Genomic DNA, 17,556 nt, shown 5'->3' on the forward strand with positions numbered 1-17,556 from the left:
CTACTTCGTCAATATTCTTTATTAAACAGGCTAATTTAAAGAGGAAAATATTTATAACGTTCGTTTTTCTACTGCCTATAATCTATAGCCAGCTTTCAGCTATTTAAGTTTTAACATGCATATAGTGCGACAGTAACCAGCGTTTATAGAAAAGTTGAGAATTGGAGAATTGGAGAATTGGAGAATTGGAGAATGTAAGATAATGAAAATAGTAAAAAGAATGACGTTAATATTAATAATTTTAAGGTATCCCCCATTTACGATCTGACCCAATCATAAATGATAGGTATGCAGAGGTGCTAGTTTTTAATAAATAAAACACTCGTCCCCATACCAACAAATAATCCACCACTGATTCTATGGAACCATTTCATGTTATTTATATTTGATAGCACTCCCTTTGCTCTTTGTGCTAAATAGCCATAACAAAATAATGATAGAAATGAAAAGGCCATGAATATAGCCGTCATAATGATAAATTGGGGGATAATTGAATAAGTTGTATCTAAGAACTGAGGGAACAATGCAACAAAGAATAAAATTGGTTTAGGATTTGTCGCCGCCACTAAAAAACCTTCTTTGAAGTAAGACCTCAAAGAGCGGTTATTGTTAATACCAGATATCTCTTTTGAGCTTTTATTTTTTGAAAATAACTGTCGAAACCCTAAATAAATAAGATAAAAAGCACCGACTATTTTAACCATAAGAAATACAGTCGAAGACGCTAAAAGGATCGCACTAAGACCACTGATCGACAATATTGATAACATCATTAAACCAATAATATTGCCAAAGGCAGATACCATAACGACTTTACTGCCATTAACTGCGCCATTATAAATTGCGAGTAAAATTGCAGGACCAGGACTGATGATATAAAAAAAGGCGACAAAGACATATATTATTAACGTATCGATATTCATGAACCATCTCCAAAAGCCTACCAGAAAAGATCTGTGCTGATTTAGTAAAAGAAGCCATACAATCTAGTTTTACACCAAAAAATAAATTAAAGCACTGAACAATTAAAATACACCTCAATTAGCTCACCGATTAACAATTAACTAACCGATTAACAAAACCCTAAAATTAACCATAAAGAGTGTTGTATTGTATTCATATACTTTGTTTGATGTGCCATATTTTATTAAATCATCACGGCTATCAAATAGTTAGAACCAATCATCTTCACTTTCTAACACTTGTATAAGATGTTGCTTTAAATTATTAATATTTAACTCTTTTTTAGCGTATCGAATTAAATACACAGGATACGAAAATTGTGGAGAATCAGGGGTTAATTCAAGTAACCCTTGTTGTAAATATCGATTAATAACTCTTGTTCTAAAATAACCACTACCACCACTTTTAAGCATCACTTGTAAAGCAACAGGCCCTAAGCTGATCGATATATTACTTCGCGCTAATTCTGGTAAAGCAGAATCGTGCAATCTTTTGAATTTTTCACCCCAGTCGACATAAAGGTACGGAGTAGGCTTATTGACTGATTGAACTCTTACCAGTTTTTCATCTAATAAATGTTCAACCACAATTCGAGAGCTGTATTCCGGTTGATGGACAAGCGCAATATCTAACCCACCAGAGCGCACTTTCTCACACATTTGTTTATTGTCGCCTACCTCAATGGTTATCGCTAACTCTGAGGCGGTTTCATTCAAATGCGTTATTAACGTTGCCGCAATAGGATTCCATAACGTCAAATCAACACCGATAGCTAAACTACCTTTCACTGTTTCAGGTAACGGCAAATCTCTTTTAGCAGCATCCCACGTTTGCACTATTTGTGTCGCATAAGATTTAAAGTGCTCTCCATTTTTTGTTAGTGACGCACCACTTTTATTACGAATAAATAAGGCGCACTCCAACACCTTTTCTAAAGACTTTATGCGAGCGGTGACGGTAGTTTGAGTCACGTTAAGTTCATCTGCGGCTGCACCAAAAGTGTTCAAGTCGCAAATAGTTAGAAATGTTTTAGCTAAAATATAATCCACTTACTCACCTTTACATTCAAATAATCAATAATAAATCGATATATTATTCATTATACATTACTCATTGATTTATTATATTATTTCGCACCAAATTAGTGCCAACGACCAATAATGGTGCGAGCATTAATTATGGCTATTTATTATTGGAGACAAGTATTAAATCTTTGAATATTTTTAAACTTATTAATCGTAGTAATATCTTAATGTTGAACGCCCTCTTTATAGCCTTACTAACAATACTTTCAGTTCATTTAATGGATGCTAAGAAAACAATAATTCAACTAATTATTAATGATCTGATGACTTGGTTTATGGCAGTTTGGGTTGTTTTTACTTTTGCTCGAACCAATGCGGTAGCTGTCCTATATCAATTGTTGTGTGCATTTAAATTAGTAAGTTTAAAAGAATTGGATATCGCTAAATGATGAATAATGGATTAACCAAAGAGATTAAATTATTTTTAGGTATCCCGACAATAGGGCCCACTTTTAAAGAAATAATTGTTTCATCATTCACCGCTTTATTAGCGACACTGTGTGTCATTTACATCTCCAAAGATCTATTAAGCTATTTTAATGTGCATGCCAATATTTATATTTTAATTCCTATTGCAGCGACTTCAGTTCTTGTATTTGTTGTTCCTCATGGTGCGTTGTCTCAGCCTTGGCAAGTGATTGTAGGTAATCTCGTTAGCGCGTTTATAGGGGTGACTTGTTATCAATATTTCGGTAATGATCTAGCAACCGCTGCAGCGTTGTCTGTATCGTTTTCGATAATGACGATGTCACTGTTAAGGTGTGTACACCCACCAGGTGGAGCAACGGCATTAGGTGCTGTTTTAGGGGGAGATACTATCCACCAATTAGGTTATAGTTATTTACTGATCCCGACATTATTAAACTGCTTAATCATTATTTCAGTTGCAATCGCATTAAATTATCCATTTAGTTGGCGACGATATCCGTCTCATTTATATTACAAAAATAACCTAACCAACACTATTTCACCTGGTGCAAGAGCCAATGAAGTGACTGTTGAGGATTTCATGAAGGCAGTGACCGAACATGGTTCATTTATCGATATGACCGATGAAGGTTGGAATGAGATATTTGAAAAAGCCAAGCAACATGCTGAATACGACAACGTACATCCACACAATATTGAATCAGGCCAAACCTATAGCAACGGGAAAATAGGAAAAGAATGGGAGATTAGAGAAGTATTAACGATAAGTAATAAAAAGACCGTAAAATACTTTGTACTCGCAGGTGAAAACATAAATCTCTTAGAATCTTGTTCAGTAAAGGAGTTTATTGCTTGGTCTAAGTTTAAAGTGAACAAAAACAATATCGGTATATGGGAAAGATTGACTTAAAGCGATAACCTAATTTTGAAACCTAATACGGCAAAGTATTTTTAAGGCATATAATGAAAGCTAGATTGATATCATATATAAAATGAAAACCAATGAGCTAGAATCATAAAGATAATCAAGCGGATCTGAAAGTGATATTTGTGATGGCTAAGGTTGGGTCATAACAAACGACCTTCTAGCATCTAAAACAGCATGCCAAAAGGACGAAGCTAAAGGGTTCAGAGGCAATAGATATAGACAATGAGAGTTATGATTTCAATTTTATAATTTTATAATTTTATAATTTTATAATTTTATAATTTTATAATTTTATAATTTTATAATTTTATATTTTTATAATTTTATACAAAGACTTACGAATTATTATCGATATGCTTTATTATCGCTTAATATAAACATTAGTATCGTAAGAAGAGCGATAAACAACATAGAACATAAATATTGGAATAATAGAAATAACCACTCTAAACAGCGCACTAAAAAGTGAATTAACAAGATAATTAACTCTAAAAATAAAAAATAACGTGATTAACCAGAGTGTGGGCGCTAAGACAGCAAAAATATAAGCAATGATATTGATACCTCCAAATTGACTTTCAATAAAAAAAACGAGTAAAAAAATACCTAACAATCCAAATAATGAATATTGCATTTTATGCTTAGTTGCTAAAAGTAATTGAACGTTTTCTTGATTTACTTGCATTTTTTTACCTGCATATGAACGACTTAAAAAATAGAGTCATTCGATGAAAGAGATTGATAGGTTAGGTAGGCTAGCTTTTATTCACTTAATGAACAGTCAAAACACCATAAAATAAAAATTGAACTCCTATCAAAATGATAAAAATTCAACATTACAAAAATAGGAGTTAAAAACAGATCTTAGTAATTATACTTTTGTTCTATGCTTATTTTTTCAGCTAGATATTGATTGTAATTAATCTGTTGAGTGGCCAGTTTTTCAGCTAAAACAGAAAATTCGGCTTGTTTATTTTTATATAGTTGATATTTAGTCACATCATAATTAATCGACATTGCACCATCATAACCACTAATAGGATCCCACAAGATAGAAATAGGCCAAAGTAATAAATTAACCAGTCCGTAACTAGGTTGGCCTACATAAAAAGAACCAAATCCAGGTAAAATACCTAAAACAGCACCCGTTGTAGGATTTTTTTCTTCAATTAATACACCATCACGTTCAAAAGCTGCATACTCTTTTTTTTCAATGGAATTTAACCCTCTCACACAACCTGATAACACTACAATAGCTAAAATTAGTGTCATGCCTTTTATAAAATTCACTCTTATTTATCCTTAAATATTAATGTTATAAACTAATCCATTTATAACTAAATGACTGATAATAAAGTATTGTATTCCTAATGAAAAACAACAGAAAACGTTATTATTAAATAACTTCGCAAGGCTACTTTATCTACATTTAAAATCAACATTTTAATTATTTTTAATGAATTTAAAGTGAGAGTTTAAGATAAGAATTTATCGAGTTAAAGAAAAAAGAGAAGAGAATAGAATATTTAATTTATAGTCAACATCGATTTATTTATTGAAGTATCCCTCAACAAAAAAATAAATGATGTTGTAATTATAAAAGTTGTTATGCACTAATGAATTAAAATGTAGACGTAACTTTTCTAGCATTTTGTTATTTAAGAGTCCTTACCTCATCTTCAATATACCTAACATCAAGCTGAAGATTATTTTTGCTATATATATCCATTACCGTTCAAGATGTTTTGTTCAGTCGTTAGCTTGGATTCCAAATCAAGGCGCAACATGATGATAGTGGCGAGTCCTTATCGATGGTGGCGGCGCAGAGTTAGTTTTAAAGCTAACGACCCAGAGGCGAACCTAAACTCAATAAAAATAATGATTCGAAAATATTCTTCATAGTTATTTAATAACTTTTACTTAACACGTTGACTTTATTTATACTTTTTAGTAAATTCTTTGCGCCAACCACAAATATAATAAAATCATCAAATAATAGTTTTCTCGTTTAATCACTCATTAAACAAGATTTACGCGATCTTAATAAGCGTTAAATCTCTGAGCAGAAAATAATTATAAACAACAAAAGATCGCTACATTTAATACTAGCCTAAACAGAAATAACATCTTGTTTTAGCAGTAAACCGAACATATAAAGGAAAATTTGTGGAACACTTCCTCATTAATATAACGAGCTACCCAACTGTTATTTACACAACATTATTGTTAATAATATTATTATTTTGGCTATTGACCGTTATTGGTTTATTTGAAATGGATGTTTTAGATATTGATATAGATCTCGACACATCTGAAGTGGGTGGTGCATTAGGCGTGCTAGTCACACTTGGATTAACTGGTGTTCCTTTCACTTTAGTACTCAGTATTCTTATATTATATAGCTGGACATTATGCTCAATAATAACATCACTTAGCGGTATTATTTATCTTGATAGCAATTTTTTAACCTTTCTTTTAAACACTTTTATCTTATTCGTTACTGGTGCTATTTCAATCCCTCTTACGGCTAAAACCATTACCCCACTCAGACCACTATTTCGTTCTATTAATCAAGGCCCCACACAAGAAACCTTAATGGGTAAAAGAGCACGAGTACGAACCACTAAAATTGACAACATATCTGGGCAAGTTGAATGCTCTCGTGACGGCGCTAGTTTAATACTTAATGCGAGAGCAGACGGCACACATCAGTACATATATGGCGAAACAGTCGTCATTATCGACTTTTTAGAAATAGACAACGTCTATGTTGTCGTGAGTGAACAACAATTCAATCAATAATAAATACGGAGCTTAAACCATGGATACTAGTATCTTAATCACCATAGGTACTGCAGTAGTTGCTGTCATTGCCATCGTTATATTACTGGCAATGACATTCAGTGCCTTTTATAAAAAAATTAGTCAAGGGCATGCAATGATCGTGAATGATATGTCCTCAAAGCCAAAAGTACATTTTACAGGTGGGATGGTATTACCGGTTGTACACAAGATGGAAATAATGAAAATCTCATTAATTACCCTTGAGATCGACCGCCGCGGTAGTGATGGTTTAATTTGTAAAGATAACTTGCGTGCAGATATTACAGTGGCCTTTTACTTACGTGTAAATGAAACACGTGATGATGTATTGAAAGTAGCAAAAGCAATTGGTGTTGACCGTGCGTCTGACAAAAATGCGGTTAACGAGTTATTTAATGCTAAATTTTCTGAAGCGTTAAAAACCGCGGGTAAAGGTATGGACTTTCTTGAGCTTTTTGAAAATCGTATGGGCTTTCGTGAAAAGATTGTAACAGTCGTAGGTAACGACCTTAATGGTTATGTATTAGAAGATGTTGCTATTGATTACTTAGAGCAAACACCAAAATCTAGTTTAGATCCAAACAACATTTTAGACTCTGAAGGTATTCGTAAAATTACTGAAAAAACCGCAGTACAAAATATTGAAACTAACCGTTTAGAAAAAGATGAATCTCTTTCTATTACCAAAAAGAACGTAGAAACACGTGAAGCAATGCTTGCGTTAGAACGTCAAGAAGTCGATGCTGAATCAAAACAGAAGCGTGAAATCGAAACCGTTAGAGCACGTGAAGAAGCTGAAACAAAGAAAATTCAACAAGAAGAGCGCAGCAAATCAGAACAAGCAGAACTAGAGGCTGATGAGCAAATCGCTATACGAGACCAGGTTAAACAACGTCAAGTTGAAATTGCTGAACAAAGCAGAGAACGCGCCGTTATTATTGAGAAAGAAAAAGTCATTCGAGCACAAGAAATGGAAATCGTTAATCGTAAACGCGAAGTTGAGTTATCTGAAATTGATAAAGAAAAAGCGCTGGAAGAAGAACGTAAAATCATTGCTCAAACTATCAGTGAACGAATTGCAGTAGACCGTAAAGTGGCTGAAGAAGAAGAACGCATTAAAGAAGTGCAAGAAGTTTCAGAAGCTGACCGTCTAAGACAAATTACTATCATAGAAGCGGAAGCAACAGCACAAGAACAACTACTTCGCGTTGTTAAGCAAGCTGAAGCAGATGAACAAAAAGCAGAACATAAGTCTCGTGAAATCAACTTAATGGCGCAAGCAAACCTGGAAGTTGCCTCTAAAGAAGCAGAGTCTGTTAAAAAACTCGCAGAAGGTACACAAGCAGAGCAAGCGGCGCACGGTTTAGCAGATGCAAAAGTCCTAATAGCAAAAGCAGATGCAACAGAGAAAGAAGGTCTGGCTAAAGTTCGAGTAGAAGAAGCACAAGCAAAAGCAACTGAAATGACCGGACTTGCAGAAGCTAAAGTACTGGAAGAAAAGCTCACTGCTGAAGCTCGCGGTAATGAAGAACTAGGTAAAGCAGAAGCGGTTTCTAAACGTGAAATTGGCTTAAGTGAAGCGCAAGTATTAACTGAAAAAGGGAAAGCGGAAGCTGTCTCTACTCGTGAAATTGGTATCAGTGAAGCTGACATCATTCGTGAGAAGGGTAAAGCGGAAGCCGATGGTCTGGTTGAAAAATTTGCTGCAATGAACAATATGAGCAAAGAAAGCAGAGAATTTGAAGAGTTCCGTATGAACCTTGAAATAGAGTTCAAACAAACACTCGCTAATATTGAAGCGAATAAAGAAATTTCAAACGATCAAGCAAGTGTATTAGGTGCGGCACTTAAACATGCGAATATCGATATTGTGGGTGGGCAAGGTGAATACTTTGATAAATTATACAAAGGATTAGGCGCAGGTAATGCGATTAACGGATTCTTAGAAAAGAGCCCTGTTATCCAAAGCTTGATGGAGAAATTATTGGCTGGTACCTCAAATGAAAAAGAGATAAACCAACCGATCACAGAAACAACCAAAACGCCTGAGGTTTAATTAACCTCTTCCTACTCAGCATTTAATCGTTTAATAAGGAATGTGTCATATTCAATCACCTGATTAAACGATTACCTGAGTAGCAAGCCATTTAACCTATCTATAGTCAGAGCCCTGCTCTGACTTATCAATTAAAGCTGTTTAGGAAGTAATTGTGACTGATAAATCAACGATAGTAGAACAAGCCGTAGCACAAGGTGGCGCCTATGAAATCATTCGTAAACGTCTTGAAGAACAAGGCAACCAACTAGATAGCTTAACGCAACAGCTCAACTTAGAGAGACAAAAAGAGTTCGGCGCGACTGAAATGAAAGTGTTGGGGCGTACTCGTATTCGAACAGAACATAATTGCCAAGCAACAGACTTAGTGATCGTCGGCGATTATGTACTATTCGGTTATAATGTTTTCCTAGGTTTAAAAAAACAAACGCTGTTAAGTGATGTTCTTTCTCTGTTTAAATTAGAACAAGTCGAACAGCAATATGAATTAAAGCACGTCGAGTTAGCTAATTCCTTTCTATCAGACCCTCGGTTTGTTACTGAATTCCAAGAAGTGTATGCGTATTATAAAGATGCCACCCTCTCACAGTTAGTATTAAGAAATAACAAACTGTTAGCCGCCTTTAGCATTGGTGAAAAACTAACGGATATTCGCGTATTCCGTTGGCAAGTCAGCGGTAATGATATTGAATATATCGATAATCGCGGTGAACGTGACTTAAAACTGCCTGATACTCATGATTTCAAATGGCATCGTTGTAGCCGTGAAGACGTTATCGATGGGCGTAATCCACATATCAATATATTGGACACTTTGTTCATTGACAGTTTACGTGGCGATATCACCATAAAAATTGAAGATAATACCGATGTCGGTCAAGGTATCTACAGTGAGCCAGTACAAGAAAGCAATCAATCGATTAATGATGCTGAATTTTATTACGCAGACCTTGACCCTATTATCTTATTGAAGATAAGACCTTATCAAGAAGAGCATTTTCGATACCTGCTTTTTAATAAAAATAACCAACATATACAACGTCTTGATGCCATTGGCGACTCGTGCCAACAACTCCCTGAAAACCACGGCATTATATTCCCTGGTGGTTATTATCTCACCACCGGAGAGTTTAAAACCTTCGAAGATAATCTAGAAGGTTTAGTGTTTAATAGCACCAAGAAATCACCTAACGGCGAAGATGTGCTATTCGTGTTCTATCAACCACATACTAATATCGTGGCGTTATATCCATACAACTTAATCAATAAGTCATTGCAAAACCCAATATTTGGACATGGTTATGGTTTCTATGAAGATGGCCGTATGATCATCTTTTATGCAGAACAAGAAGCAAGCCGCATTCACCCTGTGCAAATTTGGCAAACAGCTTATTATTCAGATGTTTTTGCTAGCCAACAAATTCAGTCCCCTACTTTCTTCGGTAAAATAGGTAACACTGATCTTGTACGTGGTATTTCTGAGTTATATACCATCTCAAAAAGTATTCACCAAGAAGCCAGCTCTGCTAATCATTACAATGATTTGATCAAACATTGCGCCACTATTTTTGATGCTTATTATTGGCTAGACAGCAAAGAACTTGAGCCGATCCGCAACCTGCTTTATACGGTGAAAGAAACCTCGGAAGCAGTGATAGATGAATATGAAAAAGTAGAAAGTATTCGTAAACAATCAGACAAAGCATTAAGTGAAGCAAGTAAAAAGCAAGTCGAGATATTACGTCAAATTCAGCCTGGCAGTTGGCATACTCCGCAGGATTTTGTAGATGGATTAAATACCATCTCAGCACAACAAGGGCATTTATTAACCATTAGAGAATACCGTTATATTGATGTAACGGCGATTGATGAATTAAACCAAAAACTGACTAAAACAAGTGAAGAATTGAATCAACAAACTGTTGAGTTCTTATCGTCTGATGATGCTTTAAAAAGTTATTACAGTGACCTTGAACAGATTATTTCAAGCAGTGAAAAGGCCCAATCTACCGCAGAACTATCTCCTCAAATAGAGGCATTGAACGATATTTCACAAGGATTAGATCTGATTAGTCAGATCATGGCTTCATTAAAAGTATCTGATGCCACTATGCAAACACAGATTGTTGATGCGGTTTCTACCTTATACAGTAAAATTAATCAGCAAAAAGCCCAGCTCAGCCACCAACAAAAAAGTTTTGGTAGCCACGAAGCACAAGCTCAATTTTCAGCAAGATTAAAACTATTAAACCAAACCATTCACAATGCGCTAAGCCTTTCAACCTCACCCGATAAATGTGATGAGCAATCAGCACGATTAATGGTACAAGTTGAAGAATTAGAAAGTGAATTCAGCGAATATGATGAATTCATTGGCGATATTGTCACAAAACGTGATGAGATATTTGAATCTTTTGAAGCCCATCGTCAAACGCTTATTGAAACAAGACAACGCAAGGCACAATCATTAGAGGATGCTGCAAAACGTATTTTATCCTCAGTGACGAAACGTATTAATCGTTTTACTGAAGCCAGTGAAATGAATACCTTTTTTGCAGCCGATAGTTTAATCAATAAAATTCGCGATATAATTAAACAGCTAAACCAGCTTGATAGCTCAGTTAAAGCGGAAGATATCGATGCAAAACTAAAAGCCATTAAAGCACAAGCATTACGCTCTTTACGTGATAAAAGTGACTTATTTGAGGAAGGTGGCAATGTCATCAAGTTAGGTCCTCGCCACAAATTCTCAGTGAACAAGCAAGCCTTAGATTTAAGTATATTAGCAAAAGGCGAACAGATGTATGTCCGATTAGCCGGTACAGATTATGAACAAATCTTACAACATGCTAAATTAGATGACTTAAAACCTTACTGGAATATACATTATCCATCTGAAACGACCTCGCTATACCGCAGTGAATTCTTAGCTTATTCGATATTACAAGCCGCTATTAATCAAACGGATGGCTTAACATGGCAATCACTTAGCGCAGTAGTAGGAAGCCAAGAATTACTCTCTAAATTAGTCAGCGAATTTGCCAGTACACGTTATAAAGAAGGTTATGAGAAAGGCATACATGATTTTGATGCCACATTAATATTAACCAAATTATTCCCAGCTTATGAAACCGCAGGTGTATTTGTTCACAGTCCATTTGCGAGAGGGTTAGCCTGTATTTTTTGGGCTAATACGCAAGCCGAAAAACCTCAAACACTGTGGCATCAAGCGTGTAAGAATGCAGCTCAGATGCAACGTCTTTTTGGCCAGTTAACGGCAAAAACGACCATCATTAATGAAATTCAACAATCATTAACCGCCTTTGTAGCAAAACATCAATTCACTGTTTCAACACAAATCATTGCACGAGCAAGTGAATACTTAAGTGAAGAGCTCGCAAAAGATCAAATTAGTTTTGATACCAGTAAATATGCTCGTCGTTTATGTGATGATTTTACAACGTATTTAAATACACATGATGTTTGGCAAGACTACCTAAAATTATTGAACGAATTACAAGGCGCAACAGGTAAACGCTGGCAGTTAACAGAAAGTTGGTTAACAGCATTTGTTGAGTCACAAGGTAAAACAGACTTATATGAATTTATCGGCGAAGCGATTGGTATTCTTAATGCGGAAAAACGTATCGACAGAAATGATCGTGAAGTTGATATTCAATTTACCATTACAGGGTTGCTAGGTAATCATACGCTTATTAAAGAACAAGCCTTAACGATTCAATTACCTGATTTTCTGGATCGTAACAATCATTTCCATCAACAAGTGTTACCAAAATACTTAGATTACTTAAGTACGCGTCAACAGGTTATGGCCGAACAAAAGTCATTACTTCGCTTAGATGAATTTAAAGCAAAACCATTATCATCATTTGTGCGTAACCGTTTAATTTCTGATTCTTATTTACCATTAATTGGTGATAACCTCGCCAAACAAATGGGCACAGTAGGCAGCAGTAAACGTACCGACTTGATGGGGTTATTGTTGATGATATCCCCGCCTGGATACGGTAAAACGACGCTAATGGAATATGTAGCGGATCGTCTTGGTTTAATATTCATGAAAATTAACTGCCCTGTTATTGGTCATTCAGTGACATCCGTTGATCCAAATGGTGCAACCGACAGCGCAGCAAAGCAAGAACTAGAAAAACTTAATCTAGCCTTAGAAATGGGCAGTAATGTCATGTTATATCTAGATGATATTCAACATACCAACTCAGAGTTCTTACAAAAATTTATTTCGCTTTGTGATGGTACAAGAAAAATTGAAGGGGTATGGCAAGGTAAAACCAAGACCTATGACATGCGCGGTAAAAAGTTCTGTGTGGTGATGGCCGGTAATCCCTACACTGAAACCGGTGAAACATTCCAAATTCCAGATATGTTAGCCAACCGAGCAGATATTTATAACCTAGGTGATGTATTAAGTGGTAAAGAAGAGGTGTTCAACTTAAGTTATATTGAAAACGCCCTCTCTTCCAATGCAGTGTTAGCACCTTTAGCCAGTCGCTCGATGGATGATGTCTATAAATTTGTTGATATGGCAGAGGGCAAAAACATAGCGAATACTGACTTTAGTCACCAATATAGTGGCGCTGAAAGCAAAGAGATCGTGACGGTGTTACAAAAACTACAAAAAATACAGACAGTTGTTGCTGTAGTGAATAAACAATACATTCAGTCAAGTGCACAAGATCCTAAATACTGCACAGAGCCCCCATTCAAGTTACAAGGTTCATATCGTAATATGAATAAAATGGCTGAAAAGATCTCTGCCATTATGACCGATAAAGAATTAGCCGACTTGGTTGATGATCATTACCAAGGTGAATCGCAGTTACTCACAACAGGCACTGAAGCGAATCTATTAAAATTAGCTGAATTACGAGGGTTATTAACCTCAGAAGAGAATAAACGCTGGGCATCGATAAAGGCTGACTTTAAACGAAACTTAGCAATGGGCGGCGATGAAACAGATAGCGGACAGCAAATTGTAGGTCAACTGAATGATATCGTGAATGCCATTAATAATAAGTAAAAGTAATAAATAAAAGCAATAAACACTTTATTGCTTTTAATAGCATCACTTTAATTGGTTTAATATAACTCACTTATCACTTCATTGATGAGGTCGTAAGTGAGTTTTGTAACCCGAAGAAATAATTAACTAAGGATTCACCTATGGCACTCATTCATATGACGCGAGAGCACAGCTTATCGATTCCAGTCCTAAAACAAAAAATTGATAACATAGCGGCAGATTTAGCCTCTGAATATCAGCTAAAAAGTGAATGGGAAGATAACTGTCTTTTTTTTCGTCGTAAAGGGGCCAGTGGTAGCATTGAAGTTGACGCACAAAGCTTGGAGTTGAACTTAACGCTTGGAACACTGTTTAAAGTCGCCAAAAGTGAAATAGAATCAAAAATAAACAAGATGTTAGATACACATTTGAATGAATAGCAAAATATTATTCATAGTAAACCATGATGAGTAGTAAATTATTCACTCACCTTCTTATCTAAAACAGTATAAGAACGCTCAGGTAACTCAAACATTGCCCCTGTCACAGGGTCGACCACGAGCATACCAAGAAAGCTAACAATGAGTATATTGCCAAAATACCATTCATCTAAGTTGCTATCTATTATTACTGTTTTTTCAATATAACCGACTTTATTTAAGGTTAACGTGTACGTCTCGCCTTTATAAAATCCAGATGACGCATTTAACATAAGCGAAATTGGTGTTGTACCTGTATGTATCAAAGTACCGTTTCTGTTTTTGAGCGTGATATCTGCGCGACTAGGTTCACTGGCTATATCGACTAAATATTTACGTTCACTAACGATACTTGAACACCCCGATAATAACGCCACAACTAACATCATAATAGGCAGAGAAAAATGCATTGTTATTATTCCAGTATTTAAATAAAAAGAGAGTTAACGTCGAACCATAAATTTCATTGTGGGCTTTATACCCATCACCATTAAAGATCTAAAAATTAGCAAGTCGTAAGGTCAACAAATGCTAGGTATAAAGGTAAAGGTCACAAGTCGGAATTTGATGAACCATATTAAGCCATTTATATCGCGACTTAACGTTATTATAAACAAAGTTTAAAAATCAATTGATTATAAATACCATTTTATAATTAGTGAATGTTACACCCTTATCTCAACTCACAACTTAATGATATGATGATGCGATAAATGACACCAAATTTACTTGATAAAAATCGCCAAGGTACACCTTATGACAAACACTGATGAGATTATTGAAATTGAAAATCAAGATGAGCTGAATTTAGCGATTCGTCCTGATCATATGGAAAATGAGATCAACGTTCGTATTGCAAAAGAACAATCGAGTGTATTTGAACTACTTCGTCGTGAAAAACGAGGTGATCTTGTATTGGCACCTGATTTTCAAAGAAATGATATTTGGGATTTAAAACATAAATCAGAACTAATTGAGTCTATTTTAATGGGGTTTCCAATCCCTTTAATTTATCTTTTTGAAAATGAAAATGGTATTAGACAAGTGGTAGATGGTAAGCAACGAATTACCGCCTTAAAAATGTTCCTCAATAATGAATTCGCGCTAACGTCACTGTCAATGTTGCCAGATTTAAAAGGCAAAACCTTTGATGATATACGCCCTCTTTCGCAAGCAAAGCTAGAAGACTACCAATTACATACTTATATCATTCAACCTCCTACGCCAGAGTTTGTGAAATTCAATATTTTTGAACGGGTTAATCGAAGTGGGATCAGCATTAACAAACAAGAGATGCGCCATGCTTTGTACCAAGGTAAAATCACTGATTTACTGCAAGAACTAGCAGAAAGTAAAGCATTCAAGCTTTGCACTGATCATGGGGTAAAACCAGATCGAATGCGTGACCGCTATTTAGTATTACGTTTTATCGCTTTTTATCTATTAAAGGCAGAACAAACACCTACAACCAATATTGAATTTAAATCAGATATTGACTCTTTTCTCGCAGCTACGATGACATACTTAAACGAGAAAGCGTCTGATGAATTAATTCAACATATTAAACAAACTTGTTTGCAAGGGATGCACAATACCTATCAAATAATAGGCGATCAGGCTTGTCGCTTTGACACTAAAGCATCGACTCATAAACGCCCTCTCAATATGGGATTATTCGAAATGTTAGTCTTTGCGTTTAGCCATATAGAGTTCGATACAGTGAACATAAAAGAGGCTAAAAATCTCATTAAAGAGAAGAAAGCTTATCTCGATGAGCAAGGCACTTTTGGCAGTACCATCGATACTATTGAACATGTAACAATGCGGTTTAATACTGCTCTAGAAATAACGAAAGGATTAAACAATGCTTAAGCAACTCGATATTACTAACTTAAAAAGTATTAGTAAAACATCATTAAAACTTGCTCCCTTGACCATTCTAGCGGGTGCAAATTCCGCAGGTAAATCCACGGTGATGCAGGCACTGATGTTATTAATCAAACATAGTGGCTCAAGCAATCGCTTTAGTATGGAAGAACTATTACGCTATATGAACGATTTCTCGGCTATTCGTAACAAAAGAACCAATGCTAAATCATTAAATATCACTGTCATCGATCATCAAGATAAAGCCCATCAGATCAACATAAATGCAGATGGCACAGAAGCTGATAGCCAATTACAGTACGTCTATGAACCGCCAACAAAAATCACTGAACAAGAGCTGCTATACCTAAATGCAAACCGTATTGGCGCACAAGAATTAGTGCCAGTAGCCGACCGAAAAATAGGTTTATTAGGTGAATTTGTTTTTCCTACTTTTGATAAAGTAAAAGGCAATATTTTACCCGACGAACTGTTAAAATTTGAAGGGTCGAAAACCATTTCGTATCAACTCAGCCAATGGTTAGCGTTTATCACAGGTACTTCGTTAGAACTGCAAACAGAAAAAACAAGCGATCAAGTTAAAGTCTCTTTCAACGTAAAAGATATAGACAGCCAAGTTTCCCCTTACAATTTAGGTGCTGGCATGAGTGATGTCGCCAAGGTACTCATTGTGTGTTTAATGGCTAAAAAAGGCGATTTGATTTTAATTGAAAATCCAGAAGTACAACTTCACCCTAAAGCACAGGCACTACTAGGTGTATTCCTCGCGTTTATCGCCAGTTCAGGTATTCAGCTCATTATTGAAACACACTGTGAGCACTTAATTAATAAAGTCGCTTATCAAGTATATGAAGATGAAATAGAAAGTGAAGATGTTGTGATTCATTACAAAGGACATGTAGAAGAAGACTTTCAAGCTATTACTATTGACCTTAATGGTGAATTTAATGACCCAGAAGGCAATATCATTAGCTTCCCGGCAGGTTTTTTTGATGTGACTTTAACTGACTTGATGGATATGAGGTAACTAAGCCATGGCTGAAAAAATGGTGCTCAGTACCTCTTTATTAATCGCCTACGAAAACATGGCGTTTGATGCTCGTCAGTATCAAAAAAAGTATAAGCGTTTAATGAAAACCTTAGCATTGCCCTATAAAACTAATAAAAGGCAGTTAATTGAGGCAAAAAGCCAAGGGCTTAACGACGTTACATACAATCGATTAATGCCTCAGTTACAGCATCAATATGACAGAGATGACTCCCTGGAAATGTTGGCCATGAACACCAGTTTAAAAATTATTCTAACGGAAGATAAAGCCGCTAAGTTGCCCTATGTATTTTATCGTTCATCGTTTCTTAGTAATGAATTATCAATGAGTTTACAAGCAGATGATAGCCGTGCTGATTTAGTTAAATACTTACAAATACTGTGTGCGAGTGCCACTAAAATCACCATTTGTGATAACTACTTTGCACAAGGCTGGGACAATACCCAAAGCCTATTTAGGTTTGTATTACCGCGGCATAAACTGCAAATAGAATATGTCGAAACCCCACGTGTCATCACAGTGACAAAGAACAGTTCCAAAATGAATGAGCGATTCATGCATACCATTTGTAAAGAGTGGTCTATCTCTGAAAGCACAAAATATAGAGGCTCTCACGATCGCTATCTACTGATTGAATCTCCCCAAGGTGACATTGAAGTCATGCTTTCAAGTGGATTTGATCATATTTGGAAGAGTCGACCGAAAGAGATCACTTGTGTTATTCGAGAGGCATGATGCCGTTTTAAAAGAAATACTGTGACAATGGAATTAAGGAAACTTACTGGCGTGTAGAGGTTGTTGGTTAGTTATTTCAAG

13 protein-coding genes are annotated in these 17,556 nt (G+C 35.6%); 8 read left to right on the plus strand and 5 right to left on the minus strand.

The annotated features are described in order from the left end of the window. Nucleotides 1–299 precede the first annotated feature (299 nt). Complete coding sequence (locus SP041_RS11550; RefSeq protein WP_025562655.1) at nt 300–923, minus strand: LysE family translocator; 624 nt, start codon at nt 921–923, stop codon at nt 300–302. A 249-nt stretch (nt 924–1,172) separates the two neighbouring features. Beyond that, entirely contained in the window at nt 1,173–2,012 is an 840-nt protein-coding gene (locus SP041_RS11555; protein WP_025562656.1) for a LysR family transcriptional regulator, read from the minus strand. A gap of 421 nt (nt 2,013–2,433) precedes the next feature. Here SP041_RS11555 and SP041_RS11560 point away from each other — a divergent pair, with 421 nt between their 5' ends. After that, nucleotides 2,434–3,387, plus strand: a complete 954-nt coding sequence (locus tag SP041_RS11560; RefSeq protein ID WP_025562659.1) for an HPP family protein — start codon at nt 2,434–2,436, stop codon at nt 3,385–3,387. Nucleotides 3,388–3,766: 379 nt separating this feature from the next. Here the strand turns inward: SP041_RS11560 and SP041_RS11565 are convergent, their stop codons facing one another. Next, nucleotides 3,767–4,090, minus strand: a complete 324-nt coding sequence (locus tag SP041_RS11565; RefSeq protein ID WP_025562660.1) for a hypothetical protein — start codon at nt 4,088–4,090, stop codon at nt 3,767–3,769. 179 nt (nt 4,091–4,269) lie between these two features. Continuing rightward, entirely contained in the window at nt 4,270–4,695 is a 426-nt protein-coding gene (locus SP041_RS11570; protein ID WP_025562661.1) for a hypothetical protein, read from the minus strand. A gap of 876 nt (nt 4,696–5,571) precedes the next feature. Between SP041_RS11570 and SP041_RS11575 the strand changes: the two genes are divergently transcribed. The 4 genes from SP041_RS11575 to SP041_RS11590 all read left to right on the plus strand — a co-directional run bounded on the left by SP041_RS11575 (nt 5,572) and on the right by SP041_RS11590 (nt 13,765). Next, nucleotides 5,572–6,207, plus strand: coding sequence for a hypothetical protein (locus SP041_RS11575; RefSeq protein WP_025562663.1), 636 nt, complete (start codon nt 5,572–5,574; stop codon nt 6,205–6,207). Nucleotides 6,208–6,226: 19 nt separating this feature from the next. Beyond that, entirely contained in the window at nt 6,227–8,284 is a 2,058-nt protein-coding gene (locus SP041_RS11580) for a hypothetical protein (protein ID WP_025562664.1), read from the plus strand. A gap of 154 nt (nt 8,285–8,438) precedes the next feature. Further along, a complete protein-coding gene (locus tag SP041_RS11585; protein ID WP_051368411.1) occupies nt 8,439–13,343 on the plus strand; it encodes a DNA repair ATPase in 4,905 nt (1,634 codons plus the stop codon). Between the two features lie 143 nt (nt 13,344–13,486). Then, nucleotides 13,487–13,765 (plus strand): polyhydroxyalkanoic acid system family protein, encoded by a 279-nt coding sequence (locus SP041_RS11590; RefSeq protein ID WP_025562665.1) that lies wholly within the window; start codon nt 13,487–13,489, stop codon nt 13,763–13,765. A gap of 38 nt (nt 13,766–13,803) precedes the next feature. Here SP041_RS11590 and SP041_RS11595 read toward each other — a convergent pair whose 3' ends face one another. After that, nucleotides 13,804–14,214: a hypothetical protein gene (locus SP041_RS11595; RefSeq protein WP_025562666.1), complete on the minus strand. Its 411-nt coding sequence runs from the start codon at nt 14,212–14,214 to the stop codon at nt 13,804–13,806. 346 nt (nt 14,215–14,560) lie between these two features. Here SP041_RS11595 and SP041_RS11600 point away from each other — a divergent pair, with 346 nt between their 5' ends. Genes SP041_RS11600 through SP041_RS11610 form a run of 3 tightly spaced genes read left to right on the plus strand, consistent with a single transcriptional unit; the run spans nt 14,561 to nt 17,475 of the window. Continuing rightward, nucleotides 14,561–15,676, plus strand: a complete 1,116-nt coding sequence (locus SP041_RS11600) for a DUF262 domain-containing protein (RefSeq protein ID WP_025562667.1) — start codon at nt 14,561–14,563, stop codon at nt 15,674–15,676. After that, nucleotides 15,669–16,718 (plus strand): AAA family ATPase, encoded by a 1,050-nt coding sequence (locus SP041_RS11605; RefSeq protein ID WP_025562668.1) that lies wholly within the window; start codon nt 15,669–15,671, stop codon nt 16,716–16,718. Before SP041_RS11600 ends, SP041_RS11605 begins: the two co-directional genes overlap by 8 nt. Nucleotides 16,719–16,725: 7 nt before the next feature. Further along, complete coding sequence (locus SP041_RS11610; protein WP_025562669.1) at nt 16,726–17,475, plus strand: hypothetical protein; 750 nt, start codon at nt 16,726–16,728, stop codon at nt 17,473–17,475. Nucleotides 17,476–17,556: the final 81 nt, after the last annotated feature.

Source organism: Psychromonas sp. SP041 (assembly GCF_000470315.2).
Classification (GTDB): Bacteria; Pseudomonadota; Gammaproteobacteria; order Enterobacterales; family Psychromonadaceae; genus Psychromonas.